Raw genomic sequence first — 25,948 nt, 5'->3', positions numbered from 1 at the left:
GTCATGATCCCCCCATTTCTTGTTTTATAATTTTCGGTACGCGAATTGTAAGTATCGTCCCTTTATTATTGGAAACTTGTAAACTTCCATTAAGAAAATCCAAACGTTCTTCAATCCCTCTTAATCCATTACCTTTTGTTTCTTTATCAAATTGAAATCCAGTACCATTATCACATATTAGAATACATAATTCCTCAGACGTTTCTTCAATGCTAATTTGGCATAACGTGGCCTGACTATGCTTAACAACATTCGTAACTGCTTCTTTTATACACATACTTACTACGTTTTCAACAAGTAATGGAGTGTACTTTAAGCTTGTTGTACCTTTTAATGAAAAATCAATTTCAGCTGCTCGTAATAATTGCTGAACACGTTCTATTTCTTCCTCCAGCTTGATGCCGCGCATGTTCGATACCATCTCACGTACTTCTTTTAGTGCTGTTCTAGCTGTTTGTTGAATATCAGTAAGCTCTTCTCTTGCTCTATCAGGTTGAACATAAACTAGCCTTCTTGCTAAGTCACTTTTCAATCCGATTAGAGACAATTTTTGGCCAAGTGTATCATGAAGGTCCCTGGCAATCCGTTGTCTTTCCTCGATAACCATTAGCTTTGAAATACGATTATTGGCATCCTCAAGCTGACTTTCCAATTGCTCTTGCTTATTGCGGTTATACGTATTAAATGGCAATAAGATCACACCAATGACGGACATTACAATAAACGGAAATTGAGACATAAATAATTCTCTTTCTATAAAAAACAAATGCAAATTGATATGATCGTCGTTATTAAGTGAATAATATAAAGTGTAAAGAAACCAATCTTGCTTCTTATATTTCCAATAAAAAAGGCAAGGAATAAAGAAAAATAGACATATCCGTACAACAGGGTCATCGTCACGCTAATCACCATTTCCATCGCAACCCAAAGGTATATAAATTTCCCCTTTGAAATAAAGGAAAGGCGGTATGCCATAAAAAAGAGAATAATCATGATACAGCCAAAAATAATCTCAAAGGCAGACGTCGTTCTAAATATAAAGTAAAAGGGTAACAAACAAAAAATGATCCAAACATAAATACTTAAACCTGTATTTTTCGGAAATATATTATACCATTTCTGCATATGAACCTCTCTTCTATATAGTAAAGCTTCTCTGTTTAGTATACTTTATTTCATCCATTATTAGTAAAGAAAAGGGTTTGTTCCCAAAGATTATTAGTACCTTTGAAAACAAACCCAACATTGCAGCATATTTAATAAAAGCAGCAAATCTATATTATTTCCCTAATAAGCTAAGCCTTCTTTTTTCTAATCGATTTGTTCGCTTTGCTTGTTGGAGCTGCGGTTTTATATCCTTAAATGTAAGAAACGTTTTCGATTCTTCATCATATAAACGAAATCGCAGTGCTGCTAAGCTTGACTTTATCGTTACAGTAGTTGCCTTTTGTAAGGGAACAACAGATTCATGTACTTTTTCTAAATGATAATTAGGTACACGAGGACTTAAATGATGAACATGATGATAACCAATATTCCTGTAATCCATTGCAGTACTTTTGGAAGCTGATAATACGAACTACCGTCAATTGCCGCTTTTACGTAATCCCATTCAGTTTCATCTTCAAAATATGAATCCTCAAATTGATGTTGAATGTAAAACAACCATATTCCTAACATCCCTGATACGAACATAATCGTCCCTTGTATAATGAGGAATGGTAGCCACCCAACAAGCCAAATCATTGCAGCATATATAAGTACAATCGCTAGGTTTGTGAAATATAAATTTATCCGTTCCTTTTTTCTTGCACCTTTACGATTAAGGCGATTTGTTACAAAAAACAAGTAAACAGGACCTAAACCAAACATTACGATCGGATTACGGTAAATACGATAAGCGATTCTTTCTTTCAAAGAAGCTTTAATATACTCATCTACTGTCATAACCCACATATCACCAATGCCACGCTTATCTAAATTCCCACTTGATGCATGATGCATCGAATGCTCCCACTTCCACTTTTCAAAAGGAAACATAGTGATGATACCGGTTATCGTACCTAACCATGTATTCATTTTTTTGTTTTTCAGAAAAGAACCATGACAGCAATCATGAAAAATAATAAAAATTCGAACTGCAAATCCTGCAGCAATAACCGCTAAACCAATTGAAATAAATACAGATACGTCTAAACTTACATAGGCTAAATACCATAGAATAAAGAATGGCGGTATTGTATTTATTATTTGTTTCAAGCTTGTACGTTGATCCGATTTTTCAAAAGGTATGACCATTTTTCTTAATTGTGCTAATTTTTGTTTACTCATTTCGTTCCCCCTGAAATGTTTATTGAATCGTTTAACCTTATTTTAGGTGAGAACGTTAAATATTATAAGTCATGAACGTCAAATATTTAAGATGACAAATGTCATGTTCCTTAGTGACAAATAACAATATGAATTATTTTAAATATTTGGTTTATCTTTAGTGTCAGAGGCTTTCAAATGAAAAGCAGGATGATTAACTTTAACTAATCATAAGATAATTTTAATTATCATTCGTAGATGAGAGACAGGACAGTCCGCGTTACACAAAAGCTCTTACACTTCATGAGGATACTTTCAACTATGATGAACACAGAAGGCAATATCATTATTTTTTAATTTTACATATAAATCTTTAGGATACTTCTTTCTGATTTGATTTGGTGTGGTAACTGAATTTTATCAGAAGTGGTCCGGCCCTTACTTTATTGTTGAAGATCATCAAAGCCGGTGAAGTTTTACTGATCGTAAAATTCACCGGCTTTTCACTTGTGAGGAGGGCTTTGTCCCAACCTCTAATTTGTTTTTTATTTTAAATTTTCACCATTCTAACTTCATAAATCCGTCCTGAAGCATGATCCTCTTTTGTTACAAATTTCACTTCAACGGATTGCTTCCCTTCTGTTAAAGCTAGAGGAATTGGGTATTCTTCAATATACGTCTCCTCGTCTTCTATCCCTTTTGTAAATTCTGGCTCAACAATAACTTCCCCATCAACTTCAATAGAGAATTGGCGCTTGTACCAACTACCATCAACATGTACGCCTGTTCCCCCTTCAAAATACATCACTCTTAGTGCCATAGGTTCATTTTCCAACACTTTTAATTGATAGCTAAAATAACCACCATTATAGCAATCTCTCCACCCTCTTTGGATCACATTTAAATATCCGGAATTCGAGTTGCTTTTTAGCAGGTTATGTTCAACTTCCGGCTGTTGTTCGTTCGGTTGAACCTCATCGACTGTACGTTCTCGTAGTTTTTGTAAGGCTATATTTTCTTCATCAACAAAATGTTCATACGTATGCTCGTCCATGACATCCCAATAAAGTGTATATCGTTCGTGATGAAGCTGATAAAACGGAATTAGCTTGACAGATTGATTACCAGGCTGACCTATTTTTTCGGCTTCAAAAGTTAACGTATTATGATCAACGAGTGAAATTTTGTTTAATAAATCCTTGGGATCAGTAACAAGGGTTGGAACATCAATGAGCGGATGATTATTTAATGACAAGTGATTATCTAATATATCGGAATCAGGAAATTGTTCTCTCCCTAATGCTCCAGCTAATACGAGCGGGCCATACATGATGCCGATTTTCCTTTGATCATCTTTAGCAACATACGAATGCAAGCCCATTGGTAAGTGTAGCGTGATTTTGTCCCCTTTTTTCCACTTCCGTTTTAAACTTATAAAACCTGGAGTAGCACTTCTAGCCTCTTCTTCTTGATTATTTACATACACACGCATTTCTTCCTTTATCCAATAAGGTACACGAATGTGTAAATTCCATTCTTCATTACTTGTTTCTTCAATTGTTAGCACAGATTGAGATGACTTTGGGAATTCTGTTTCTTGCTTAATCGCTATTGGCAAATGACTGGCCTTGAACGTTGATGCAATAAACAAATTAACAAATAGGTTATTGTCATGATGATAGTAAATTCCTCTCGTATAGCGAGCTGGGTTTTCCATCCCTGTACCAGTACAACACCAAAAAGAATTCTCCGCAGAACAATACACTTTAAAGTGACCAGGCTGTGTAGAAACAAAATACGTTTTCATCCCCGTATCAGGATCTTGTGAAGCTAATATATGGTTATATAATGCCCTTTCATAAAAATCTATATATTCATTTTTTGTTCCCAAGCAAATAAAACTCCGTTAACTTTAACATATTATACGTATTACACGTTTCCGCTGTCTGTACTCCAAGCCGTTCGCTATTCGTTGGTCCAAAATGCTCATTTATACTATTTCCACCTATTGAATAGGACCGATGCTTCGTTACGACATTCCAAAAGAACAGGGCCATATCTTTGTATTTTCTCTCACCTGTAATGTTAAATAGTTTTGCGGCTCCAATTACTTTTGGTATCTGTGTATTAGCATGTTTCCCTTCTAACTCATCAATTCCTTTTGCCAAAGGTTCTAAAACTTCTTGATGACAGAAGCGAATCGCTAAACGTAAGTAAGCATCGTTACCAGTTATTAAAAATAAATCAGCCATTGCTTCATTCATGCCACCATGCTCGCAAATAAGCATTCGTTGAAATTGTTCATCCGTTAACTGATCCGTTCCTTTTGCAGCCCAGTCTGCTAATGTTGTAACTACCTCTAACGCTTGTTTTAATCCAACTAATTGATAGACATCAATGCAACCAGCAAATACCTTATGCAAACTATACCAAGGTACCCATTGACCAGCTAAATTAAAATGCTCTACCTCAAAGTCTCCGGAAAAGGCTATATCAAAGCACTTTCTGGGAAATCCACCAACATAGCCTTTTTCGTCTAAAGACTGTAAATAAGCCAGTTCGCTAATTGCATAAGTAATTTTTTCTTTTTATAATTTCTTCTCCTGTTACCGCATACATTTGTGCCATCGCTGATAACCAATGACCTATCGAGTGACCACTAATCCCTGTTGATTCCCATCCGCCATATCGAGGCTTTTTTGCTTCCTGACCGATAGCTTCATAACAGGGAGCACTTAGTCGATCGACATCTAAATTAAGTAAGTATTCTTTTCCTTTTAATTCGGACTGTTTGAAAATACCCTCTAATAATTGGACTTGGTGCATGAAACATCCTCCTAGCTCCTAATAAAACAGGATGATTTTGTTGTATCTTATCATGATGATGTCATATTGTCGGTAGTAGGATGCACATAATAGGTAGACAGATCCGACTATATTGGGAAAATCCTTTTCTTTATTCAAACTCGAAAAATAATTTATATACGTACTTAAATGCTTATAATTTCAATAAAAAACTTAAAGGCAAACCCTCCTTTACACATTTATTTCTTGTATCTCAAACGAACGAACACGATTCATCTCAGACTAAATGTCACAGCTACTTGAACACCCATTCTCTCTTGTGCAGACTGTAATTGTAATTCATACATTCTTCTTACAAGAGCAAATGTTTCTATCTGTTCATGTAAAAACTTATCACCAATTAGCTGATAATTGGGATAAGCAGTTTGTATCATTCGTCTAACATATGAACTCCATCGATCCTCTTCTGGAACATAACTAGTCATCTCTATCGGGATCAAGCCTTCCTCTAAATTTGCACCTAGAGCAAGAAATGCTTGTTGGTGTAAATTTAGCCTATTTTCTGGGGAATTAGAAACTGTATCGACGATGGTTACCGTAATTTCTCTATGTGTATTTCGATTCTAATCCTCAACTTCTCACCACAACGAAATCTTGACTGCTCACTAACAGCAACTGTCATCGATTGATTCATAGTCCAAGGCAAACCACATTTCGTAACTGCTCCACCATTCGTCCATGTGGCGTCACCAGAGATCAATTGTTCTCGCCAATAAGAGCTATTTACGCCATTGTAAGAGTGTTGTTGACGATTATGTTGATACCCGAATGGTTGATGATGTCCGTGTGGTTTTATATGAGGATAATAGCCATTTACATACACATTATATTCCTCCCATTCATATTCTCTTTTCCACCATAGCCTATGCAAGAGAATGGCTGGCCTGTGACAGTTTAATAATGGAACAGCTACCTAGATGCAAACTCTGTTTTTCACTTATACTTAAGACACTTAAAATGTGTAGCTGAGCCGTTTCAATGTTTTTAAGTTTGTCTGAAAGTGGGAGAACTTTTTAGACAAACGCATACTCTTCTCTTCATTGATTTTATCATTTCTTATTCTAAAAAAAGAAAAAGCAGCAAACAGCTGCTTTTCCTTTTATAAGAGATTATACCATCACTTTACACATGTCATTCGTAAATTCTACTGGATCTTGAATTGGTAAGCCTTCAATTAGCAACGCCTGATTGTATAATAAATTTGTATAAAGATTTAGCTTTTCTTCATCTTGCTCAAACGCCTTTTGAAGTGATTGGAATACATCATGTTTGACATTAATCTCTAAAATCTTATCGGCTTCAATGTTTTGATTGTCAGGCATTGCTTTTAACACTTTTTCCATCTCAATTGACACTTCACCTTCAGTTGCAAAGCATACAGGATGAGTACGTAAACGTTTTGAGATGCGAACATCTTTCACTTTACCAGATAGTAGTGATTTCATTTTATCGAATAATTCCTTATAGCTTTCTTCTTTTTCCTCAGACTTGTTTTCTTCATCATCTTCTATTCCGAGGTCCCCACTAGCAACAGATTTAAATTCTTTTTCTTTATAGCTTGCTAACATTTTAATTGCAAATTCATCAACATCTTCAGTAAAATACAATACCTCATAGTCTTTATCTTTCACTGCTTCAATTTGCGGTAACTTTTCAATACGCTCATACGATTCACCTGTTGCATAATAAATGAATTTTTGCTCTTCAGGCATACGTGATACATATTCTTCTAATGTTACTAGTTTCTTTTCTGTTGAAGAATAGAACATTAATAAGTCTTGGAGAACATCTTTATGGCTACCATACTCAGAATACACACCGTATTTTAATTGACGTCCAAACGATTGATAAAACGTTTCGTATTTCTCTCGTTCATTTTTTAATAATGATTGTAGCTGACTTTTAATTTTGTTTTTTAATATTTTTGGCAATCAGCTTTAATTGACGGTCATGCTGCAATATTTCACGAGAAATGTTAAGAGATAAATCTTCTGAATCAACCATTCCTTTTACGAAGCTAAAATAATCAGGTAATAGATCCGCACATTTATCCATGATTAGAACACCACTTGAATATAATTCTAGCCCTTTTTCAAATTCTTTGAGTAATAATCAAATGGAATCGTTTCAGGAATATATAATATAGAATTGTAACGAACAGCACCATCTACACTTATATGAATGTGTGTAAGTGGTTTATCAAAGCCATAATGTTTTTCTTTATAAAAATTCTCGTAATCCTCATCCGTTAGTTCATTTTTATTCTTTCGCCAAATCGGTACCATACTATTAATCGTTTTTTCCTCGGTGTACTCTTCCCACTCATCCTCGCTACCTTCTTTTTTATGTCTTTCTAGTACATCCATTTTAATTGGGTAGCGAATGAAATCGGAATATTTCTTCACAATAGATTTCAGACGATATTCTTCAAGAAATTCATCATAGTTTTCCTCGTCTGTATTTTCTTTAATGGTTAATGTAATAACGGTACCAACGGAATCCTTTTCAGCTGGTTCAATCGTATAACCATCTACACCATCTGATTCCCATTTATATGCTTGGTCACTATCAACAGATTTACTTACGACAGTTAATTTATCTGCAACCATAAAAGCCGAGTAAAAACCTACTCCAAACTGACCGATAATATCATGGCCATCTTTAATTTCATTTTCATTCTTAAAAGCTAATGAACCACTTTTCGCAATTGTTCCTAAATGAGTTTCTAACTCCTCTTCGGTCATCCCGATTCCTGTGTCTTCAACCGTTAAGGTACGTTTATCTTTATTGAATTCAATTTTTATGTAATAATCATCTTTCTCAAAACGAATTGAATCATCTGTTAATGCTTTATAATACATCTTATCAATTGCATCGCTTGCATTCGAAATTAACTCACGTAAGAAGATTTCTTTTTGCGTATAAATTGAATTAATCATCATTTCCAATAGACGCTTTGATTCAGCTTGAAATTGCTTTTTTGTCATCGTTTTTGACCCCTTTCATTTCCATATAGAGATTTTAGCACTCATTACGATCGAGTGCTAACACTATAGTTTTTTTATCATATTTTCAATTATTCGTCAACGCCCACCCCTTTTTAATTGCTTAGCTGCATAATGATCATGTCATTATCCCACATGTTTGAAGAAGGAGATTTTTTCACCGTAATGACCATTGGTGCAATAAAATCAAATGAATGATCACTGCTATAGATTAACCCTCTTCCGTCTAACCATTGCATATGGCCTAGCAAATACGTTTGATCTGCTATCGTAATCCATGCATGATATTGCTCTTCTTTCGTTAAGGAATGCAGACCGTCAACATATATATACAACTCATTTGTTTGTTCATTAAAAAAAACTTGCCCATCTAATTCTTGTTCTGAATTAGAAACTAGTTGAAATTGCTTTGCATTTTCTAAATCAATATTCTGATAATGATCATTAATTGTTGTACGTTCATATTGCAGCATGCTATATGTTATAAGACTAACGATTATACATGAGGCATTGTATAAACAACGGGTTTCCATTTCCTTACAACTGTAGCTCTTTTTTTAGAACTCTTTTCTTTCTTAAATGAGGACATCACTCTTTTTTTCAAATGATGGGAAGGTTCTATTTCTTCTTGGTTAGTTAATAGGTTTGACCAATAGGAAAAATGTTCATAGCAATCCTCACAGTAATCAATCTCCTCAGCCATTTTTTTCGTCTCTGAAAAAGATAAATTCCCTACGATATAGTCGATCATTTCTTCATCGGATCGATGTCTACATGTCATATTTATCTTCTCCCTTCATAGATTGAAACCTTTTTGATTCAGACAGATATTTTCGTAGATTATTCAATCCATAACGAATAGCTGATTTAACTGAACCAAGAGGGGCTTGAAGCTTATCTGCTATCTCGCGATGTGAAAGCTCCTTAAAATAACTGTGATAAATAGCCTGCCTTTGCGGGTATGGCAATCGACTCATTGCAGTAGTTAATGCTTCGCGATCCAATTTTCTTAATACATTCTCTTCTAGCTGCACTTGATGCTTTTTTTCTTGAAATTCGTTAATATTTTCATAAGCATATTCTTTCTTACGTTTCAGCCAATCAATCGAACGACTTCTCGTTTTAATCGCTATCCATGCTTCCACACTCCCTCGTGAACTCTCGTATTGACCTGCCTTTCTAGCTACTTCAATAAATACTTCATGACTGACATCCTCAGCCTCTTGTTGATTTTGCAAGTGTTTGAATGCAATTGAAAAGACGAATCGATGATATTGTTCATAAAAAAGCTCAAATGCTTCAATAGAACCAGCTTCAATCTGTTTTAATAACTCATCCGCCCGATTCAATTTTTATCACCCTCAACAACTTTTTTTATCTTAATTTTTATCAAAACTGATCATTTTGGCAAGTACTTTATTTCTGCTTCAGTTTAAGGGATACCAAATTTCAAAAAAAATAGTCATTTTATAAATCCAATTCCATCATTTTGATCGTAATAACCACAGATTAAACATTTTAAGGGGGATGAATATGAAAAAAATTGTACTAATGCTTTTTGTTATGTTGATGAGCATAAGCTTGCCTAAGTCGATGACAGCAGCGGAAGGTATCGAACTTTACACACCTTACACAGGAATTTCCGTTACTCCTGGGGAATCAATTCGTTATACGTTTGAAATATTAAATCATACTTCAAACGTCCAACAAGTGACTGTCGAGTTAGAGGAGAAAACTAATGATTGGGAGTATACACTTTCTTCCGATGGTTGGCATGTCCAATCTTTATCCATAAAGCCAAATGATATACAAGAGTTTGATATAGAAGTAGTTGTACCACTTGAAGTAGAAAAAGGATTGTATCAAATGAAAGCAGTTGCCCAAACAGAAAATGGCTTAACTGCTGAAAGAGAATTAACGGTTAATGTAACAGAAGAAGGAACATTTGCATCTGAATTCACTTCGGATCAACTCAATTTAGAAGGTCATTCTGATTCAACATTCTCTTATAATACAACGATTACAAATCGCACTGCAGATGAGCAACACTATGCATTGCTTGCTCAACCACCAAATGGCTGGCATGTAGATTTCACTGTAGATGGACAGACGGTTACTGCTGTTACCGTTGAATCGAATTCATCACAAAACGTTACAGTTAACGTAACACCTGCTACAACAGTGTCAGAAGAAAGCTATGAAATTCCAATTGTAGCTAGAAATGAAAATACTTCAGCTGAATTAACTTTAGAAGCGGTGATCACTGGCTCATATGATATCGAATTAACGACACCATCTGGACGGTTAAGTGATTCTTTAACGGCAGGAAGATCAAAAACAATTGAATTAATTGTTGAAAATACTGGGTCAGCAACGTTAACAGATATCTCATTATCAGCAAGTCAGCCACACAATTGGGACATTACATTCGATAAAGAGACGATAACCGTATTAGAGGCTGGTGAAAGCGAGCTGGTGAAAGCAACAATTACTGCAAGTCGCCAAGCAATTGCCGGTGATTATGTTGTAGACATAACAGCAAATGCACCAGAAGTCAATGCAAATACGTCATTCCGTATGTCTGTAAAAACGTCGTTACTTTGGGGCTGGGTTAGTATTTTAACAATAGCCATTGTCATAGGTGGGATTTATTTTCTGATCCGTAAATATGGGAGGAGATAAATCGTGTGTTCCATGATTCGAATTGAAAATTTAACTAAAGTATATGGTGATAAAGTCGCTGTCGATCAATTAAATCTATCTATTAAAAAAGGCGAGGTTTTTGGTTTACTAGGTCCAAATGGAGCCGGTAAGTCTACCACCATATTGATGATCTTAGGATTATCTGAACCGACCTCGGGCTCAGTCCATGTTGGTGAACATAATTCTACAACTTCACCAATAGAAGTAAAGAAAAGGGTCGGTTATCTCCCGATCAAGTGGGCTTTTACGATAACCGTACTGGTTTAGATAATATTATCATAACGGGAATGTTAAATGGACTAACCTTTCAAGAGGCTAAAGAACGTGCAAAAAAACATTAATCGAAGTTGGTCTAAAGTACGCAATTAATCAGAAAGCAGGCACGTATTCCCGTGGAATGAAACAAAGATTAGGGTTAGCAGATGTTTTAATGAAAAAGCCTGAGGTGATTATTTTAGATGAGCCTACTCTTGGAATTGATCCTATGGGGGTACAAGAATTACTTAAACTTATACGCCATTTAAGTAAAGAGCTCGGCATCACTGTATTATTGTCTTCGCATCAACTTCAGCAAGTTCAACAAATTTGTGATCGAGTTGGTTTATTCGTACAAGGGCAATTATTAGCAGAAGGCAACATTGAATCTTTGGCTAAACAATTAATGAATCAAGAAGGGCATCGTGTACACATGGTTACTTCTGGTTTACATGATCGTTTAATGAAAACTTTTAACAATCGTGAAGGAATCAAGAACATTCAGAAGATTAGTGACACTGAAGTAACATTTACAATTGCAGATAAACGACAAATACAAACAATTATCGAGCTCGTCTCAAAAAGTGATGTAACGATTGAGTCGTTTCATCAACAGCAAGTCGGTCTTGATGAAATTTACCAAAGCTACTTCAAAGAAGGTGAAGAGGTATGAGTAAATTCGTACAATACGGTCAACGTTTCCTCCACAAATTTACTCATCAAGAAACAAATTCGATGCCTCCGTTTTGGGTATTAGTACAAAAGGAGATTGCTGATCATATACGGAGTTGGCGTGTAATCCTTTTAGTCATTCTTCTTACCCTTACGTGTTTTGCTTCGTTATATACTGCATTAAGTGCTATTTATGATGTTGCTAGTGAATTAACAGATGATGATCACTATTTATTTTTAAAATTGTTTACAGTTTCCGATCAATCGCTACCACCGTTCTTTATATTTATTAGCTTTATCGGACCGTTGCTTGGGATCGCTTTAGGCTTCGATGCAATCAATGCTGAATGGTCAAAACGGACATTAAGCCGACTAGTTTCTCAGCCTATACCACGAGATTACATCATAAATGCTAAATTTGTTGCAGCACTTTTAATTATAAGCACACTAATTTTCGGATTAGGTTTTCTTGTTATGGGTTTAGGGCTTATCATCATTGGTATTCCTCCTACTCCCGAAGAGTTTTTAAGAGTCATTAGCTTTTTGCTTCTAAGTATTTGTTATATTGCGTTTTGGCTAAACCTCGCGATATTATTCTCTATTCAATTTTCACAAGCAGCTACATCAGCATTATCAAGTCTTTCTGTTTGGCTATATTTTACCGTATTTCATTCTTTAATTGTTAATATGCTTCATTCTGTATTTAATTTAAGTGAACGGACCTTACAATCACTTATGCGTATTGCACCTAGTCAGCTTTTTAGTGAGGCAACGACGACGTTGTTAACTCCGACTGTAAGAGCTCTTGGGCCATTATCAATGGAACAAATTGTTGGAGCGATCCCAAGTTCGTTACCATTAACGCAAAGTCTCTTTTTAATCACTCCTCACTTAATTGGTCTAGCAGCAGCTACACTTGTCTGCTTTGCTCTATCATATGTATTGTTTATGCGTAAAGAAATACGTAACTAACATTCATGTATTTCCTTGCCTTAAAGGAGTAATTTCTCCTTTAAGGCATTAACGATTGCTAAAAGCATATTGCTACTTGTCGTTTAGACAGTGTGAACTAATCGACCACCACAAACCTAATTATAATAAGGTTATGTCGCCTAGTAATCGCAATACGGGATAATCACTGTCTATAAATTAGGATAATAGTCGACCTACCTTTCGATAGAAGTCTAACGATTTCCGTTGTTAGTCCGAATATAAGACAGTTAGCTTAGAACGATTACACATCTTCAAAACTCTCCTGCCAAAAGCGTGCCCCCCATCCCGGTGGCGTGGTCGGAGGACGATTTCCTGGCAATAAAAAAGCCTGTCGACTGTCTCGCTTTTGTGAGACTTTGTCGACAGGCTGCACTTTCGTTATAAAAACGAAAATGCCTTTCATCCTCTTACCCAAATAAATTATGAAAAAACAAACGAACAACATCAGCACCACCAATAATGGTACCTAACGTACTTCCTAAATTTGTTAAGACAACCATAAGCAGAATACGGGTAACATTATTTCGCCAAAAGCCTTTCACTGTGAAAACATCCTCAGTTAACGATTCAAAATCAGCGACTTTGGCTTACGTCTCATTGCCTCTACTAATCCAGAAAACCACCCTGCTGCTAATAAAGGATAAAGGGAACTTATTGGTGCAACTAAAAATGCTGTTAGAATTGATAAAGGATGTCCAAATGCAATAGCTGCTCCAATAGCAGCAAACGCTCCGTTCCACAAAATCCAACTCCACGTTAAATTCATGCCTACTTCAGGATTCGAGAAAAAGGCGTAGCAATTAAACTTAAAATAACAATTGGAATCATCCATGCTATCACTTTAGGTACAATTGATTTTGGTGGCCTTTTCGTTAATTCCTTTAAATCATGTTCATTATTAATCTCTTTTTTTATACCGGGAACATGAGCTGCTCCTAATACAGCTACAACTTTTTCTCCAGGTGCTTGTTTAATTTTTTGTGCTAAATATTGATCACGCTCATCAATGAGGGGTGCTTTCAGACGTGGAAATGTCTCTGTAAACTCCGTCAGCATTGAATTAAGCATGTCCTTAGATTTCATCTTTTCGAGTTCCTGTTCTGAAATCTCATCGTTACTAAATATACTATATACAAGTTGACTAAGTAGCTTCGCTCTTCCCCAAAATCCAACCCCGTGCCAAATACGAGCAAACGTAATTTGAATATTGCGATCTGCTAATACAAGCTTTGCGCCTACGTCCTTCGCTGATTCAATTCCCTGTATCATTTCCTGCCCAGGTTTAATCCCAAATTGTTTCGCCATTCTACGCTGAAATGAGGAAACAATTAAATTCATTAGTAGTAAGGTTGACTTCTTTTCTTTAATCACCTTAAATATATCCATATCCTTCCACGAGTTACCTTTCATGATAGAGTGATAGCGCTGATCATCGAGTTCAACACAAACCGAATCTGGCTGCTCATGCTCAATGACTTCTCGTACTTGCTCCACACTTTGTTTTGAGATATGGGCCGTTCCGACTAAAATGATCTCTTTATCATTAACCGTTAACCTTGTAATATATTCCTCTGACAATTTTTGTCCTCCTCATCCGATCCATAGGATAATCCGATATAAAATGATATTATATTTACTTTAGTCATGAAATATAATTATATCATATAAGCGATTAATCATACTAAAGGCAAAAAGCACTAGCCCTTTTCAATTGTCATGAAACAATTGACTCCTCAACAATAACTGCCCATCCCTTTCCTTTATAAGCATTATATCCTTTCGTTAAACAATATGCATAAATGTTAGTCCCTTCAATTGTATACCCTTGTACATCAGTACGAGAAACTACCTTTTGAACTGCTTTTATATGTTCTAAATTTGTTTGAAAAACATCATTGCGATCTTTTGAAGCAATCACTTCGCCTTTATCATTGATTACGTATAATTTACTTGCCTCATCAATTTTTACCGAATCAATAATATCATAAATATATTCCCAATTAAATCTAGTTGAAAAAACACCAATTACATTACCATCGTCATCAAAAACGGGACTAGAATAATTCATTGTATATCCGTTTGCGACCTTTGAGTAGTACATATCAGTTACATAAACATCCTGTTTATCAACTGTTTGTTTAAACCACTCACGATCAGCCATATTCTCTCCTACTTGACTTTTATTCCGAGCTACTGCGACAATATTCCCTTTTAAATCTAACACAAATAAATCGTAATAAACTTCATAGATACGATGAATCTTCTGCAAGAGGTCCTCAGCCAACTTTTTTGTTTCATAAGAAGGTTGACTCAAACAATCTTTTACTACGTTAAAGCTTGCCCATGCTTGTACATCACAATTCCGTTCAAAAAGATTTCGGTCTATTTTATCGATCGTGTCAAAAGCCACATCTACCGTACGAACGGCAATAATTTCATTCGCTTTTTGTTGGATTCGTTTAATTAATTCCTCACTTTTCTTACTAGCATTCAAACTGTCTTCCGAAAACTTTTTAATTTCCGATGCAACAACAGAAAAGCCTCGACCAGCTTCACCTGCTCTAGCTGCTTCTATTCCTGAATTTAATGCGAGAATGTTTGATTTTATAGAAATATCTTGTATTTCCTTCATTACATATTCCATTTGTTGATTGTCATTTTTTAATTCATTCATTAATTCTGATACATTTAAACTTCTTTCTGTTATATTTTCCATTGATCCTTCCCCTTCTACCTTTTCTTTCTTAACATTTCATCATTATATCATGTAATTGCTTTAAATTTTTCCATTTTAGACAAGTATTCTGACAGGACATGCATATAGATAAATAAAGTTTAGAAGGAGGGATTCTATTTTGAAATTCATTTTCATTAAGAAAAGCTGGCTTTACCTAACGATTGTGTTTGTCTGTACACTTATAGGAGCATTCTTATACTTTAATGGTGATCACAAAAGCGTGACAACGGTTAATCCATTTGACGAGGAATTAGAATTTCACATGATTACAACAGAATTTAAAACGACAACTCCTGATGGTGAAGAAATTGAATCTTATCGTTGGGACCCCGGAACCATCTATCTCCCTAAAGGAGAAGACATTATGTTAAGGATATATGGAATAAATGGTCACGAGCACCCATTCCATATTGATGGCACCGATATTAATGGCATGATCAGAAAAGGAGAAGAGACTATCGTACAAGTAAATTTTGAAGAAGAAGGAATTTATCGATTAATTTGTAGTACTCATTCCTCTCATGAACACCACGTTCCAATGATCGCTTATCTAGTCGTTAAATGAGTAAAGAGATTTAAAATATGAGTTACGTCCAACTAAAAGAACGCTTTTAATTGGACGTAACAAAATTCGCACTCTTCTATTGTCCACGTTTCAATCTCCTATCTCAAATAAATTACTTATTCGCATATCGTGAAAAAGACTCTTGACCTTTTCCGGTATCTAAAACTTCTCCTTTTTTTACTTTGGATGAGAGTTTATCAAACCATTCTCGGTCTCTCGTACTTAATGCTAAATCAATTAAATTAGCCATTTCTTCTTTTGTCCACTGTTTTGTTGTCGCGTAAACTTGTATGTCTTTCTCATCAATACGTACTATTTTACCTATTAGTTTTTTATTATCAGATAATAGAACTCTTACTTTAATAAACGTATGATAAACTTCTTCAAGCTCAACATAGCCATGAACTAACTCACCGATCATCGTTCTCCCTTTTACCCAATCGCCTACTTGAGGACGTCCGTACCTTCCACCCATGTACGCTCACCAGCCTTTCCCATTATAACCTTACAGATAGTTTCTCCTAAATGTCTCATACTGCATAGTATTCATTAATATTTAGGATTTCTTGTGCATTTACCTATGCAATGAAAGAAGATTACATTGAATTGTGGCAATGTGATCGGTTACATTAACTTTATATAAAAATTAACCTTCTGAACGTGAAATCTCCCAAAATTATCGTTATGATGGAGAGGAACCGCTACAGTTAATTTCTAAATAGTTAGGAGATCAATAAAATGAAAATCATTGCAACCGATTTAGATGGAACTCTTTTAAACGACAAACATAAGATTAGTGAAAAAAATGCTCAAGCTATCCGGCAGGCTCAAAAAGAAGGAATGGAAGTAGTTGTTGCAACAGGCAGATCTTACTCAGCAGCTCACAAACCTCTGAATGAGGCAGGACTTGACTGTCCGATTATTTGCCTTAATGGTGCACGAATATACACGATAAATGGCGAGAATATTTATGATGCACCTTTAGAGCGTTCTTCTTGTTTCCGAATTCAACAGGCATGTAATGAAGAGGGGTTGTACTTTGAAGTTTTTACAAACAAAGGTGGATTCTCAGATAGTCGTGACAAATTTGTTCAAGTAATGGTTGATATTACATTATCTGCTAATCCTAATATGAATAGAGAAAATGTTGAAGCTTTAGCCAAACAACGCTTTCAGGATGAGGAAATCGAAGTGATTGAAAACTTTGAAGCACTCTTCAATAATCCAGATATTATTCCTTATAAAATACTTGCCTTTTCAATACTCGATCAAGAGCTTGAAGCTGTACATAATCGTTTGAAGGATGATAAAGACCTAGCTATTTCTTCTTCAGGATTTTCTAATTTAGAATTCAATCACCCGAAAGCTCAAAAAGGGATCGCTTTATCCTTTTATGCAAATGAAAAAGGCATTGATATGAAAGACGTTATGGCAATTGGAGATAATTTCAATGACGAATCAATGCTGAGAATGGCTGGTTTTGGTGTAGCAATGGGCAATGCAGAGGAGGGCATAAAAGAAATTTGTGATTTTGTTACAAAAACGAATCTTGAAGATGGGGTCGCACACGCAATAGCGAAAGTTCTATCTTAAAACAAAAATGAAACTCCCGAATATCATTACGGGAGTTTCTCTATGTTGATTGGCTTCATTACACAATTATCTAATAGGTTTTTTTCTAGCACTATTCGCCTTGACTTGTACTATCTCCATGTTTAATCGTTGATGCAGGCTGATCATATTTAATAAAAAAGGCAATAATGAACGCACCTAATGTGATAAAGGATAAAACGAGAAATGACACATTTGCCCCATAAATATTTGGATAATCAATACTTGCGTCTAGAGAAGCTGTAGCTTCTGTTGTTGTCATGATAGAAACTAATAGGGCTGTACCAACAGAAGATGCAATCATTCTCATCGTATTATCCATAGCTGCTCCGTGAGGTATTAGCTTTTTAGGAATCTGGTTTAGAGCTGCTGTAGCTACAGGCATCATCACCATTGATAAACCAAACATTCGTATCGCAAACATTGCAGTAAGATATGCAAAGGATGTATTGGGACCTAAGATTGTAAAGGCAAACGTCGATAATGTTAAGATTGTTAAACCAATGAATACTAACCATTTAGCCCCATATTTATCAAAAATCCTTCCGGTAATTGGTGACATTATGCCCATAATCAGTGCTCCTGGTAGAAGTGCTAATCCTGACTCAAACGCCGAAAATCCCCTCATTTCTTGCATATATAATGGAATTAATGTTTCCGTTCCAATCAAACCCATAAACCCAATCATCCCAATCAAAACCGCGAATGGAAAAATGGAATACGTAAATACTCGAAATTCTAACATTGGATTCGCCAAATTTAATTGTCTTGCCACAAATAAAAGAATTGAAATAATACCTATTGCTAAAATGATAATAGTCATCGGTTCTAACCAACCAATATCGCCTGCAGTTGTAAAGCCATATAACAATCCACCGAATCCAAACGACGATAATATAATCGAAATGACATCCACCTTTGATTTCTTTTGCTCAGTTACGTTTTTCAAGGCGAAAGCTGCGATGATAATGTCAATAATCGCAATTGGTAAAATAATATAAAACAACACACGCCATGAATAGTGACTAGTTACCCATCCCGATAAGGCTGGACCGATAGCAGGAGCAAATGAAATAACCAACCCAATTAACCCCATGACGGCTCCACGTCGTTGGATAGGGAAAATTAAGAGAAAAACAGTTGTCATAAGTGGCAACATAATACCTGCACCAGCTGACTGTATCATTCTTCCTATTAATAGCAATTGAAAATTAGGTGCAACAGCGGCAAAAAGAGTTCCGACAGCAAAAATACTCATTGCACTAATAAACAATTGCCTCGTTGTAAATCGTTCAATTAAAAAAGCACTAATCGGTATCATAATTCCATTTACTAGCATAAAAACAGTTGTTAACCATTGTGCACTATTTGCCGTAACTCCCATTTCCTGCATAATTGGTGGAATTGCTGTTATCATTAACGTTTGATTTAAAATCGCAATAAACGAACCCGCCAACAATAACGTAACAATTGTTTTTCTATTATAACTAGGTATACTCATAAGTTCTTCTCTCTCCTATCGAACACAATCATTATATATTTTTAACTTGTTTAGCTTACATGATTCAATTAAATTTTTCTAATAATTAGCTTATAAATATTTCGACGCTTAAATTAACATTTACAATAAATTACCATATTTTTTAATACATTTTTTATTCATACTACTATTAGAACAATAAATAAAGAAAAAGGAGTTATAAAAATGAAAAAGCTAAGCATGTTATTCATAAGTTTTGCATTGCTTTTAGTGGCCTGTAACAACCAAGCAGATGAAGCACGTAATGAGGGGTTCGGTCAATTGTCAAGTGACTATACATCCCAATCAAGCGAAGAATTTCCTCACACGTCTCCGATTCAAATTCAACATGCAAAATATGACTATACTGTTCAAAATTCTGTAGAAATCAACCGCAATGATATAGAAAGATTATTACCTGATGAGGTTATGCAACGGCTACCACAAAATATTCATCATATAACCGTTGATGATTTACACAGACTAATACCTGAAGGTGCTACACAGTTAACACCCGAGCAAATAATGGAACGTATCAACCAAGGAAAAGGTCAACATCAACAGCCAGCACAACCAGCACAGCCAGAACAACCAGCACAGCCACAGCAAGGCAATGAGTCAGGTGGTCAACCTGAAGCTCCAAGTGGACAACAACCTCCGCAACAAGAAACAGAGCAGCCTGATCGAACAGAAGCTCCGCAACAAACAGAGGGAATTAGTACAATTGAACAGCAAGTCATCGATTTAACGAACCAAGAAAGACGCAACCAAGGCTTATCGGAGCTTCAAGCAGATTCATCACTTAGTCAAGTTGCTCGTGAAAAATCTAAAGACATGCAGCAAAATAGTTATTTCTCTCATACGAGCCCAACTTACGGCTCTCCATTTGATATGATGCGAGATTTTGGTATTTCTTATCGTTCTGCTGGCGAAAATATTGCTCAAGGACAACGCTCTGCCCAAGAAGTTGTTCAAGCATGGATGGATAGTCAAGGTCATCGAGAAAACATTATGAATCCTGATTACACTCATATTGGTGTCGGATATGTTGAACAAGGGAACTACTGGACACAGATGTTTATTAGTCGCTAACTGTGTAGGTTTTAATAAAAAGGATGCTGAACTTTTTCAGCACCCTTTTTCCATCTATCTTTCATTACCCATTCTCTATTGCCGATTCGACTCTTTTTTGGACGACCAGTAGTCGAATAAGAAAACCTAATGCTGCACAACTTAAACCGATCGTAATCCCAATCCACAATCCAAATGGCCCTAAATTTGTATAAGCAGCCAAACTATATCCAACTGGCATACCAATTACCCAATACGATATAAAGGCTATAATAAATGGAACTTGTACATCCTTATAACCACGTAAGACACCTTGTAACCCTGACTGAGCTGCATCTGATATTTGATAAAAGATAGCAATAATAAAAAATTGTCCAGCTAAAATGACAACATCATAATCCCTTGTATACAAATACGCAATCGGCTCACGGAATATAAAGAGGAAAATAGCCCCAATAGCCAATATAAAGATGCCTCCATATACGCCTAGATAACCATATTGTTTTGCATTCGGTAGTTTCCCACCACCGACTGAAAAACCAACGACAATTGTTAGAGCCATAGAAATACTTAGTGGTATCATGAAAATAAGGGACGTAAAGCTAAGTGCAATTTGATGAGCTGCAACGGTTACTGTCGTAAACATCATCCCCATTAAAAGCGTTACTACAGCAAAAATACTTGATTCAAAAAATATCGACAAGCCAATTGGAACCCCTATTGATAACTGTTCTTTCCATGCTGCTAAGGATGGTTTAGCCCATTTAACAAATAGTCGAAAATGCCGTAGTGCATCAACTTTAAAGGTTGTCCAAATTGTAAAAATGAAGATCAGCCAATATGTAACAGCTGTTGCATACCCTGCTCCAATTCCCCCTAGCGCAGGTAATCCAAATTCCCCAAAAATAAAACCATAATTAAGCAAGACATTAAACGGAACCGCCATTACTGTAATGATCATTGTAAGTCGTGTATAACCTTGTGCATCAAAAAATATCGCAGTACGTTCGATGCAAAAAGTGGTACTATCCCGAATGCTAAACCAATTAAATAATGGTATGAGATATGGTAAACATTAGCATCCAAATTCATTATGTTGAGGATTGGTTTTAATAGACATGCACCTAATATAACCACACTAATTGCCAACAATCCTGATACATATAATGATTGTGTAACCGATTCACCAATTTCATCTTTTTTTCCTTTTCCAATCAAATACGCAACAATTGGTGTAACGGCTAGCAAAATCCCATTTATGCCCGTGAATACGGGAAGCCAAATACTTGAACCGATGGCTACCCCAGCTAAATCATCCGTTCCGACACGCCCAGACATCATCGTATCGACTAAATTCATGGCGTGTAGACTAAGCTGTGTTACCATGATTGGCCACAGTATTTGTAAGAACAAAACCAACTTTTCTTTCCACGTCTCGGCATGATACATATCCTCTTCTACCCCCAAAAAGCTAATGATCCATTATGATATTGTCCACTTTTCTGTCAAAAAAGTCTAGTCTTTAACATATAGAAAGAATCTTTTGTCAATTCAACGTAAAAAAATCTAATAAGACCGCGATGATCTTACTAGATTATTATAGCTTCTGTAATTGTAGTTCTGAGTATAGATCTAATTGTACTTGTTCTTGATTTCTTTGGATACTTTCAAGCTCTCGTATTTTTTGAATAAGACCGTTTAGTTGTTCCTCGAGCACCCTTTGATTTGTTTTATATTCTAGAAGCTCTATTTTCAAATCACTATAATCTATTTCACCCAAATCCATTTGCCTAATTTTACGCAATAACGTTTGCTCTACTACATGAAAACGTGATTGAACTAACTCGAGTTTTTCTGTGTATGAATATAATGTATTTGAAATTGCTCCAATTTTTATAGAAATTTGTTCCATCTTCTCATTTAAATAACGTTGATTTTGCATGATAGAATCAATCAAATCTTCTTTCAATCTAAAGTCATGATTTATCATGAGCAACAACTGATTTATACTTTCTTCATGGTGATGCAATTTAGTAACGAGCTGATTAAACACACTTTTTGAAAGATGATGATTACCTGTTGCAGAATAATAAAATGATTGACCGTTTACGGGATATTGATTGAAGAGCTTCAAGAATGATTGTCCTTTAACCTTATTCACATCAATCCTCCTGACATTATTATAGTTTAAAAAAGAACATTCTTTAAAATTTTTATGAGCATTCTCCCCTTTTAAGCACTAGAAAGAATTTGATTTTTTTATTGACAACGCTTTCACGATTCGCTTTAATGAAACTGTTAAGGTTAAAATATTCAATCATTTTGTACCTTTTAAAAAAAAGGGAATTCAATCAACCTTAACTATAATATACTTAAAATAGAATGAAAAAGGAGAGTGACGAATAATGCGTGTCAAAGTACTTAAACCAATCTTTGCTGAAACGGCTACTACATTAGTTAATACTGCTAGTACATTTCCAGAAACCATCTTAATTAAAAAGGACCATTGGGTAATTGATGCTAAAAGTTTACTAGGGCTATTAGCTGTTTCTTTGCAACCTGATCATGAGGTAGAAATTGAAATACGTGAAGGGCAGAATGATGAGATCTATCAAGCATTATTAAATACGGGACTTTTTGAGAAACTATAATTCAAATACTTGCCCTTAAAGGACACAACTCACTCCTTTAAGGCTTTTATTCATATGACAATTGTTCGATAAGTCCATTTACATCATAATCACTTGCTTGAAGAATCGTTTCTTCCTCAAGTACTAGAGCAGCGAGTTCAGCACCAAGAAATGGCCCCGCAGTTAAACCTGTTGCACCTAAACCATTTCCTATATATAGCCTTCATACTGTTCAACCTCACCAAAAACTGGTAGGAAATTGGGCACGACTGGGCGAAAGCCGACCTTAGCCTCGATTAAATTGCTTTCTAAAAGCTGCGGTGCAGTGTCGCCTACTACATTTAATATTTCATGTAAGCCTCGTACTGAAGTAGTTGGTTCAAAGTTTGTTGCCTCCTCATACGTACTACCAGCTATAATATAACCATTCTCAAAACCTAATATATATTTACTTGTAGGTGTAATAACGACAGGCCAATTTTCCATGTTCGTCTTTAGTTTCATATGTATGATTTGTGCTCGTTGTGGCTCTACCTGAAAGGATATTTGAATTGGTCGTAGCAGCTTTTGTGCCCATGCACCAGCAGTCACGACAACTTTATCACAAAGCACCTCTTCATGATCAACCTTAAACCCCTTTGCATGCTGCTCCTTTGTCAAAATAGATGCATCTCCATGGATATAGTTAGCACCATAGTGAATGGCTCCATCTATAAGTGCTTGACACACTTTTTTTCCATCTACTCGTGCACCACCACTAACAAATAAACCATGATACGTATCAGCTAATAATGGAAATTTTCTGCTAGCTTCATCGTGATCATATAAATGTATATCGCCAATTTCAGGTGCATCAATTTTTCTCTTTAATGCTCTTTCCCGCATCTTTTCTAATTTAGTAAGATCCGAATGTACACTTAACACACCTACTTGATCGTAACCCGTCTGATCAATCCCTAACCATTTTAACTCGTTAATAATTTCTTGATAAAAGCGTGCACCATTTTTTACAAGCTCATACCACTTTTTATTACGCCGTTGGGAAAGCCAAGGACAAATTATTCCAGCACTAGCACTTGTCGCCTTTCCCTTATCATTACGGTCTACAATGACAACGTCAACTCCTGATTTCGCTAAATGGTATGCGACAGATGCACCTAAAATCCCAGCTCCAATAATTCCTACCCTCATTCCTTCACCTTCTTTACTGTCATACAAAAAGAGTGTAACATTGTTACGGTTTCTAAAAAAGTACCGCTATATGTTACACCCTTACTATTAATCTACCTTATTTGAAGCCATTCATAAATTCATCTGGGTTTGGTCCAACACGTTCATCTTTATTCAATTGATTGATCAATTCCATATCCTCTGCTGATAGTTCAAAATCAAAAATATCTGCATTCGAAATAATTCGCGATTCTTTAACTGATTTAGGAATTGTTACCACTTCATTTTGAAGATCCCATCTTAATATCACTTGAGCAACTGATTTTTGGTAATTATCGGCGATTTCCTTTAATGTTGGATCATCCAACAACTGACCCTGTTTTAACGGTGACCAAGCTTCGAGCTGTATACCTTCCTTCTTACAATAGTCATGCAATTCTAATTGGGCTAAATGTGGATGGTATTCAACTTGATTGACCATTGGTTTAATTTCAGCATCACTAATTAAATCTTCTAAGTGATGTATCTGAAAATTACTCACTCCAATCGCACGAACTTTTCCATCCTTATAAAGCTTTTCTAACGCCTTCCACGTTTCTTTATATTTATCTTTACCTGGCCAATGAATTAAATATAAGTCAATATATTCCAATTGTAAATTCGCTATAGATTGTTCAAAAGCACGCAATGTCTCATTATAGCCTTGATCTGAATTCCACACCTTTGTCGTTATAAATAGTTCCTCACGATTTACACCCGAAGCTTTAATTCCCTCTCCGACTCCTTCTTCATTCTTGTAAACAGCAGCCGTATCAATACTTCGGTAACCGTGGCGAATAGCCATTTTAACTGATTCAATTACTTCCTTACCATTCTCCGCTTTAAATACTCCTAGTCCAAACCAGGGCATTTTTACACCGTTATGTAATGTTGTCGCATCTTTTATGTTTGTAGGCATGGTGATTCCTCCTTGTCAAAGTAATTTTAAAGTGCTTACCCTATTATCTAAACATATTTTTATTGTGTTATTCAAATAAATTGCATTATAAATTGTTACTCTAAATATATAAAAAGGGCTAGGAAAAACGTGTAAAAGTCTTTCCTAGTCCCTTTTTTATAGAAATGACCGAGCTTAATCATCCCACTCTACATTTATAATTTCACCAGTTTTGGCATCTATGTCCATCTCAACTTCTCGATCATTTGAAAGCTCTATTTCAATCTCATAAACAAAGCGGCTTTCATCTCTCTCCAATTCTAGTTCATCCACTTCACCTTTTTCACCGATATGGCAAACGCGATCTCCAATGCATCCTGTGCAGAAATGAATTCACCTATTCTTTCATTCGAAATTCGATGTTCTTCGCTTGTATCTTTCAATAGGTCGTCATCGATATAAATGATCTCTCCGTTCATCGCATCAACGTACACATCACCATCTTTACCATCAACCTTTATTTCAATTTCATATACATAACGACCGTTATCCTTTTCTAGCTCTAATTCTTTAAAATGACTATTTTCAAACTGTGCTAACACCAGCTCTTTTGCATCTTTTACAGTAACTAGCGGGCCTTCTTCCATTTCATTTCCGAACTCCGTTGAAACATCGATATCTTCTGAAGCTGAAACGGGGATAACACGTTCTATCGTATCCAAAGACGTAGCGGCACTTACAGCAATACCCGTTCCTCCAATTAATGCGAGCCCTACAATTATCATCATTGTTTTTCTCATGTTTTCTTCCTCCCTAATTTGAATCTATCTGTATATTACTTGGAGAAAATGAAAACACTCTGAGTAAAAAATGAGAAATTGATGAGAAAAAACTATACTATG

24 protein-coding genes and 5 pseudogenes are annotated in these 25,948 nt (G+C 35.6%); 7 read left to right on the top strand and 22 right to left on the bottom strand.

Annotated elements, in window-relative coordinates:
* Nucleotide 1: 1 nt before the first annotated feature.
* The 11 genes and pseudogenes from JCM19034_RS01165 to JCM19034_RS01125 form a co-directional block, all read right to left on the bottom strand.
* A pseudogene (locus JCM19034_RS01165) lies at nucleotides 2–1,128 on the bottom strand (sensor histidine kinase).
* A gap of 154 nt (nucleotides 1,129–1,282) precedes the next feature.
* Nucleotides 1,283–2,334, bottom strand: a pseudogene (locus tag JCM19034_RS01160) (fatty acid desaturase).
* Nucleotides 2,335–2,863: 529 nt separating this feature from the next.
* Nucleotides 2,864–4,204, bottom strand: coding sequence for a DUF6805 domain-containing protein (locus JCM19034_RS24440; protein ID WP_370621768.1), 1,341 nt, complete (start codon nucleotides 4,202–4,204; stop codon nucleotides 2,864–2,866).
* Complete coding sequence (locus JCM19034_RS24435; protein WP_370621798.1) at nucleotides 4,188–4,871, bottom strand: beta-L-arabinofuranosidase domain-containing protein; 684 nt, start codon at nucleotides 4,869–4,871, stop codon at nucleotides 4,188–4,190. The genes JCM19034_RS24440 and JCM19034_RS24435 overlap by 17 nt, the downstream gene beginning before the upstream one ends.
* Before the next feature lie 4 nt (nucleotides 4,872–4,875).
* A complete protein-coding gene (locus JCM19034_RS24430) occupies nucleotides 4,876–5,139 on the bottom strand; it encodes a beta-L-arabinofuranosidase domain-containing protein (protein WP_370621767.1) in 264 nt (87 codons plus the stop codon).
* Nucleotides 5,140–5,390: 251 nt separating this feature from the next.
* On the bottom strand, nucleotides 5,391–5,618 hold the full coding sequence (locus JCM19034_RS01150) for a hypothetical protein (protein ID WP_062046605.1): 228 nt from the start codon (nucleotides 5,616–5,618) through the stop codon (nucleotides 5,391–5,393).
* Nucleotides 5,619–5,710: 92 nt separating this feature from the next.
* Nucleotides 5,711–6,001 carry a hypothetical protein gene (locus JCM19034_RS01145; protein ID WP_062046603.1) on the bottom strand — a complete coding sequence of 97 codons (291 nt, stop codon included), beginning with the start codon at nucleotides 5,999–6,001 and terminating at the stop codon, nucleotides 5,711–5,713.
* Nucleotides 6,002–6,287: 286 nt separating this feature from the next.
* Nucleotides 6,288–8,165 (bottom strand): annotated as a pseudogene (gene htpG, locus JCM19034_RS01140) (molecular chaperone HtpG).
* A 113-nt stretch (nucleotides 8,166–8,278) separates the two neighbouring features.
* The gene (locus JCM19034_RS01135; RefSeq protein WP_062046601.1) at nucleotides 8,279–8,656 is read right to left on the bottom strand and encodes a hypothetical protein; all 378 of its coding nucleotides are present in this window, start codon (nucleotides 8,654–8,656) and stop codon (nucleotides 8,279–8,281) included.
* A 23-nt stretch (nucleotides 8,657–8,679) separates the two neighbouring features.
* Complete coding sequence (locus tag JCM19034_RS01130) at nucleotides 8,680–8,964, bottom strand: hypothetical protein (RefSeq protein ID WP_062046598.1); 285 nt, start codon at nucleotides 8,962–8,964, stop codon at nucleotides 8,680–8,682.
* The gene (locus JCM19034_RS01125; RefSeq protein ID WP_062046596.1) at nucleotides 8,954–9,532 is read right to left on the bottom strand and encodes an RNA polymerase sigma factor; all 579 of its coding nucleotides are present in this window, start codon (nucleotides 9,530–9,532) and stop codon (nucleotides 8,954–8,956) included. Before JCM19034_RS01125 ends, JCM19034_RS01130 begins: the two co-directional genes overlap by 11 nt.
* Before the next feature lie 184 nt (nucleotides 9,533–9,716).
* Between JCM19034_RS01125 and JCM19034_RS01120 the strand changes: the two genes are divergently transcribed.
* From JCM19034_RS01120 to JCM19034_RS01110, 3 genes and pseudogenes are all read left to right on the top strand, one after another.
* Complete coding sequence (locus JCM19034_RS01120; RefSeq protein ID WP_231686749.1) at nucleotides 9,717–10,865, top strand: NEW3 domain-containing protein; 1,149 nt, start codon at nucleotides 9,717–9,719, stop codon at nucleotides 10,863–10,865.
* A gap of 12 nt (nucleotides 10,866–10,877) precedes the next feature.
* Nucleotides 10,878–11,814: pseudogene (locus JCM19034_RS21455) on the top strand (ABC transporter ATP-binding protein).
* A complete protein-coding gene (locus tag JCM19034_RS01110; protein ID WP_082393668.1) occupies nucleotides 11,811–12,785 on the top strand; it encodes an ABC transporter permease in 975 nt (324 codons plus the stop codon). The pseudogene JCM19034_RS21455 and the gene JCM19034_RS01110 overlap by 4 nt, the downstream one beginning before the upstream one ends.
* Nucleotides 12,786–13,213: 428 nt before the next feature.
* Here the strand turns inward: JCM19034_RS01110 and JCM19034_RS01100 are convergent.
* Together JCM19034_RS01100 and JCM19034_RS01095 are read right to left on the bottom strand one after the other, a co-directional pair.
* Nucleotides 13,214–14,384: pseudogene (locus JCM19034_RS01100) on the bottom strand (TraB/GumN family protein).
* 136 nt (nucleotides 14,385–14,520) lie between these two features.
* Complete coding sequence (locus JCM19034_RS01095) at nucleotides 14,521–15,522, bottom strand: methyl-accepting chemotaxis protein (protein WP_062046589.1); 1,002 nt, start codon at nucleotides 15,520–15,522, stop codon at nucleotides 14,521–14,523.
* Between the two features lie 139 nt (nucleotides 15,523–15,661).
* Here JCM19034_RS01095 and JCM19034_RS01090 point away from each other — a divergent pair, with 139 nt between their 5' ends.
* On the top strand, nucleotides 15,662–16,108 hold the full coding sequence (locus JCM19034_RS01090) for a hypothetical protein (RefSeq protein WP_062046587.1): 447 nt from the start codon (nucleotides 15,662–15,664) through the stop codon (nucleotides 16,106–16,108).
* 112 nt (nucleotides 16,109–16,220) lie between these two features.
* Here the strand turns inward: JCM19034_RS01090 and JCM19034_RS01085 are convergent, their stop codons facing one another.
* Nucleotides 16,221–16,583 carry an IDEAL domain-containing protein gene (locus JCM19034_RS01085; protein WP_062046585.1) on the bottom strand — a complete coding sequence of 121 codons (363 nt, stop codon included), beginning with the start codon at nucleotides 16,581–16,583 and terminating at the stop codon, nucleotides 16,221–16,223.
* A gap of 263 nt (nucleotides 16,584–16,846) precedes the next feature.
* Between JCM19034_RS01085 and JCM19034_RS01080 the strand changes: the two genes are divergently transcribed.
* Nucleotides 16,847–17,701: a Cof-type HAD-IIB family hydrolase gene (locus JCM19034_RS01080; RefSeq protein WP_062046583.1), complete on the top strand. Its 855-nt coding sequence runs from the start codon at nucleotides 16,847–16,849 to the stop codon at nucleotides 17,699–17,701.
* A 91-nt stretch (nucleotides 17,702–17,792) separates the two neighbouring features.
* Here JCM19034_RS01080 and JCM19034_RS01075 read toward each other — a convergent pair whose 3' ends face one another.
* Nucleotides 17,793–19,220, bottom strand: a complete 1,428-nt coding sequence (locus JCM19034_RS01075) for an MDR family MFS transporter (RefSeq protein ID WP_062046580.1) — start codon at nucleotides 19,218–19,220, stop codon at nucleotides 17,793–17,795.
* Nucleotides 19,221–19,424: 204 nt separating this feature from the next.
* On the opposite strand from JCM19034_RS01075, the gene JCM19034_RS01070 reads away from it, so the two are divergent.
* Nucleotides 19,425–20,330, top strand: a complete 906-nt coding sequence (locus tag JCM19034_RS01070) for a CAP domain-containing protein (RefSeq protein WP_062046579.1) — start codon at nucleotides 19,425–19,427, stop codon at nucleotides 20,328–20,330.
* Nucleotides 20,331–20,394: 64 nt separating this feature from the next.
* Here the strand turns inward: JCM19034_RS01070 and JCM19034_RS24425 are convergent, their stop codons facing one another.
* The 3 genes from JCM19034_RS24425 to JCM19034_RS01060 all read right to left on the bottom strand — a co-directional run bounded on the left by JCM19034_RS24425 (nucleotide 20,395) and on the right by JCM19034_RS01060 (nucleotide 22,470).
* The gene (locus JCM19034_RS24425) at nucleotides 20,395–21,270 is read right to left on the bottom strand and encodes an MATE family efflux transporter (protein WP_370621766.1); all 876 of its coding nucleotides are present in this window, start codon (nucleotides 21,268–21,270) and stop codon (nucleotides 20,395–20,397) included.
* Nucleotides 21,267–21,758: an MATE family efflux transporter gene (locus tag JCM19034_RS24420; protein WP_370621765.1), complete on the bottom strand. Its 492-nt coding sequence runs from the start codon at nucleotides 21,756–21,758 to the stop codon at nucleotides 21,267–21,269. Before JCM19034_RS24420 ends, JCM19034_RS24425 begins: the two co-directional genes overlap by 4 nt.
* Nucleotides 21,759–21,906: 148 nt before the next feature.
* Complete coding sequence (locus tag JCM19034_RS01060) at nucleotides 21,907–22,470, bottom strand: hypothetical protein (protein ID WP_062046576.1); 564 nt, start codon at nucleotides 22,468–22,470, stop codon at nucleotides 21,907–21,909.
* Nucleotides 22,471–22,714: 244 nt separating this feature from the next.
* Here JCM19034_RS01060 and JCM19034_RS01055 point away from each other — a divergent pair, with 244 nt between their 5' ends.
* Nucleotides 22,715–22,960, top strand: coding sequence for an HPr family phosphocarrier protein (locus JCM19034_RS01055; protein ID WP_062046574.1), 246 nt, complete (start codon nucleotides 22,715–22,717; stop codon nucleotides 22,958–22,960).
* A gap of 189 nt (nucleotides 22,961–23,149) precedes the next feature.
* On the opposite strand, the gene JCM19034_RS01050 is transcribed toward JCM19034_RS01055, so the two are convergent.
* The 4 genes from JCM19034_RS01050 to JCM19034_RS01040 form a co-directional block, all read right to left on the bottom strand.
* A complete protein-coding gene (locus JCM19034_RS01050; protein WP_231686748.1) occupies nucleotides 23,150–24,130 on the bottom strand; it encodes an FAD-binding oxidoreductase in 981 nt (326 codons plus the stop codon).
* Nucleotides 24,131–24,227: 97 nt separating this feature from the next.
* Nucleotides 24,228–25,067, bottom strand: coding sequence for an aldo/keto reductase (locus tag JCM19034_RS01045; RefSeq protein ID WP_062046571.1), 840 nt, complete (start codon nucleotides 25,065–25,067; stop codon nucleotides 24,228–24,230).
* Between the two features lie 174 nt (nucleotides 25,068–25,241).
* A complete protein-coding gene (locus JCM19034_RS22130; protein WP_197276318.1) occupies nucleotides 25,242–25,364 on the bottom strand; it encodes a PepSY domain-containing protein in 123 nt (40 codons plus the stop codon).
* 2 nt (nucleotides 25,365–25,366) lie between these two features.
* Nucleotides 25,367–25,846: a PepSY domain-containing protein gene (locus JCM19034_RS01040; protein WP_062046570.1), complete on the bottom strand. Its 480-nt coding sequence runs from the start codon at nucleotides 25,844–25,846 to the stop codon at nucleotides 25,367–25,369.
* Nucleotides 25,847–25,948: the final 102 nt, after the last annotated feature.

The organism is Bacillus sp. JCM 19034 (assembly GCF_001310635.1).
Lineage (GTDB): Bacteria > Bacillota > Bacilli > Bacillales > Bacillaceae_D > Halalkalibacter.
This window is presented reverse-complemented; position numbering and strand designations above follow the sequence as displayed.

Bases quoted from the DNA above. Each gene is read 5' to 3' on its own strand.
- JCM19034_RS01095 (WP_062046589.1), bottom strand. From the start codon at position 15,522: ATGGAAAATATAACAGAAAGAAGTTTAAATGTATCAGAATTAATGAAT.
- JCM19034_RS01050 (WP_231686748.1), bottom strand. From the start codon at position 24,130: ATGAGGGTAGGAATTATTGGAGCTGGGATTTTAGGTGCATCTGTCGCA.
- JCM19034_RS01070 (WP_062046579.1), top strand. From the start codon at position 19,425: ATGAAAAAGCTAAGCATGTTATTCATAAGTTTTGCATTGCTTTTAGTG.
- JCM19034_RS24430 (WP_370621767.1), bottom strand. From the start codon at position 5,139: ATGCACCAAGTCCAATTATTAGAGGGTATTTTCAAACAGTCCGAATTA.
- JCM19034_RS01080 (WP_062046583.1), top strand. From the start codon at position 16,847: ATGAAAATCATTGCAACCGATTTAGATGGAACTCTTTTAAACGACAAA.
- JCM19034_RS01085 (WP_062046585.1), bottom strand. From the start codon at position 16,583: ATGGGTGGAAGGTACGGACGTCCTCAAGTAGGCGATTGGGTAAAAGGG.
- JCM19034_RS01045 (WP_062046571.1), bottom strand. From the start codon at position 25,067: ATGCCTACAAACATAAAAGATGCGACAACATTACATAACGGTGTAAAA.
- JCM19034_RS01130 (WP_062046598.1), bottom strand. From the start codon at position 8,964: ATGACATGTAGACATCGATCCGATGAAGAAATGATCGACTATATCGTA.
- JCM19034_RS01055 (WP_062046574.1), top strand. From the start codon at position 22,715: ATGCGTGTCAAAGTACTTAAACCAATCTTTGCTGAAACGGCTACTACA.
- JCM19034_RS01120 (WP_231686749.1), top strand. From the start codon at position 9,717: ATGAAAAAAATTGTACTAATGCTTTTTGTTATGTTGATGAGCATAAGC.
- JCM19034_RS01110 (WP_082393668.1), top strand. From the start codon at position 11,811: ATGAGTAAATTCGTACAATACGGTCAACGTTTCCTCCACAAATTTACT.
- JCM19034_RS24420 (WP_370621765.1), bottom strand. From the start codon at position 21,758: ATGTATCATGCCGAGACGTGGAAAGAAAAGTTGGTTTTGTTCTTACAA.
- JCM19034_RS01040 (WP_062046570.1), bottom strand. From the start codon at position 25,846: ATGAGAAAAACAATGATGATAATTGTAGGGCTCGCATTAATTGGAGGA.
- JCM19034_RS24425 (WP_370621766.1), bottom strand. From the start codon at position 21,270: ATGATCATTACAGTAATGGCGGTTCCGTTTAATGTCTTGCTTAATTAT.
- JCM19034_RS01135 (WP_062046601.1), bottom strand. From the start codon at position 8,656: ATGCTGCAATATGAACGTACAACAATTAATGATCATTATCAGAATATT.
- JCM19034_RS01075 (WP_062046580.1), bottom strand. From the start codon at position 19,220: ATGAGTATACCTAGTTATAATAGAAAAACAATTGTTACGTTATTGTTG.